The following is a 2,138-nucleotide window of genomic DNA, read 5'->3' on the forward strand; positions in this document are numbered from 1 at the left end:
TGTGACCACTCTGGAAATCCGGGATCTGCACGTCAACGTCAAGCAGTCCGACGCCGACGCCGAACCCATCAGCATCCTCAAGGGCGTCGACCTGACCGTCGCCTCCGGTGAGACCCACGCCATCATGGGGCCCAACGGCTCCGGCAAGTCGACGCTGTCATACGCCATCGCCGGCCACCCCAAGTACGAGGTCACCCAGGGCTCGATCACCCTCGACGGTGAGGACGTCCTGGAGATGAGCGTCGATGAACGTGCCCGGGCCGGACTGTTCCTGGCGATGCAGTACCCCGTCGAGGTGCCGGGCGTGTCGATGTCGAATTTCCTGCGCACCGCCGCCACCGCCGTTCGCGGTGAGGCGCCCAAGTTGCGGCACTGGGTCAAGGAGACCAAGGAGGCGATGACCGAACTCGGCATCGATCCGTCCTTCTCCGAGCGCAGCGTCAACGAGGGCTTCTCGGGCGGTGAGAAGAAGCGGCACGAGGTGCTGCAACTCGGACTGCTCAAGCCGAAGATCGCCATCCTCGACGAGACCGACTCGGGTCTCGACGTCGACGCGCTGCGCATCGTCAGCGAGGGCGTCAATCGGTACAAGGAGCGCGAGCATGGCGGGGTCCTGCTGATCACGCACTACACTCGCATCCTGCGCTACATCAAGCCCGATTTCGTGCACGTATTCGTCAACGGACGCATCGTCGAATCGGCCGGTCCCGAACTCGCCGACGAACTCGAGGAGAACGGCTACGTCCGGTTCACCTCGGCCGCTGCTGCGAGCTGACCCGCACCGGGAGGAGGTAAGGCCGTGACCACATTCCCCGACACGGTGGCCGCATCGGGCACAACCGTCCTGGACGTGGGCCGTATCCGTGCGGACTTTCCGATCCTGTCCAGGACCGTCCGGGACGGAAAACCGTTGGTGTACCTGGATTCCGGTGCCACCTCGCAGCGGCCCGTCCAGGTGCTCGACGCCGAGCGCACCTTCCTGACCACGTGCAACGCGGCGGTGCACCGTGGTGCCCATCAACTGGCCGAGGAGGCGACCGACGCCTACGAGGGTGCCCGCGAGACGATCGCCCGGTTTGTCGGCGCCAGTGCCGACGAGATCGTGTTCACCAAGAACGCCACCGAATCGCTCAACCTCGTCACCTATACCTTGGGCGATGACCGCAGCGCCGCCGTGTTCGGCGGCAAGGCCTTGGGCCCGGGCGATACCGTGGTGATCACCGAACTCGAGCATCATGCGAATCTGGTTCCGTGGCAGGAACTCTGCCGTCGCACGGGCGCCACGCTGCGCTGGTTCGGGGTCACCGACGAGGGTCGCATCGACCTCGATTCGCTCGAACTCGACGACACGGTCAAGGTCGTCGCGTTCACCCACCAGTCGAATGTCACCGGCGCTGTCGCCGACGTCGCCGAACTCGTCCGGCGCACCCGCGCTGTCGGTGCGCTCGTGGTACTCGACGCCTGCCAGTCGGTGCCGCACATGGCGGTCGACTTCACCGCGCTCGACGTGGATTTCGCGGCGTTCTCCGGGCACAAGATGTTCGGGCCGTCCGGTGTGGGAGTGCTCTACGGCAAGGCCGATCTGCTCGCGGCGCTGCCGCCGTTCATCACCGGCGGGTCGATGATCGAGACCGTGTCGATGGAAGTGTCGACGTACGCGCCGCCGCCGCAGCGGTTCGAGGCGGGGGTGCCGATGACCTCGCAGGTGGTGGGCCTGGGTGCCGCGGTCGGCTATCTTGACGCGATCGGCATGGACACCCTTGCCGCACACGAACACTCACTGACAGAACGCGCGCTGGAACTGCTCGGCGGGATCAACGGTGTGCGCATCGTCGGCCCGTCGACCGCACACCAACGCGGCGGTGCGGTGTCGTTCGTCGTCGACGGCATCCACGCCCACGACCTGGGCCAGATCCTCGACGACGAGGGCGTCGCGATCCGGGTGGGGCATCACTGCGCCTGGCCGCTGCACAAGCGGTTCGGTGTCGCGGCCACCGCCCGGGCCTCGTTCGCCGTGTACAACACGCTCGCCGAGGTCGATGCACTGGCCGCAGCGATCGTCAAGGCCCAGGACTTCTTCGGGGCGCGCTGATGCGGATGGAACAGATGTACCAGGACGTGATCCTGGACCACTACAA

Annotated in this window: 2 protein-coding genes; both read left to right on the forward strand. The window is 66.3% G+C overall.

The window, feature by feature from the left end:
* The first annotated feature begins 1 nt into the window (after nt 1).
* Nucleotides 2-775 carry a Fe-S cluster assembly ATPase SufC gene (gene sufC, locus Q0627_RS06410; protein ID WP_298808528.1) on the forward strand — a complete coding sequence of 258 codons (774 nt, stop codon included), beginning with the start codon at nt 2-4 and terminating at the stop codon, nt 773-775.
* A 24-nt stretch (nt 776-799) separates the two neighbouring features.
* The gene (locus Q0627_RS06415) at nt 800-2,092 is read left to right on the forward strand and encodes a cysteine desulfurase (protein WP_298808529.1); all 1,293 of its coding nucleotides are present in this window, start codon (nt 800-802) and stop codon (nt 2,090-2,092) included.
* The last annotated feature ends 46 nt before the right edge of the window (nt 2,093-2,138 follow it).

This window comes from uncultured Gordonia sp., assembly GCF_937858515.1.
Classification (GTDB): domain Bacteria; phylum Actinomycetota; class Actinomycetes; order Mycobacteriales; family Mycobacteriaceae; genus Gordonia.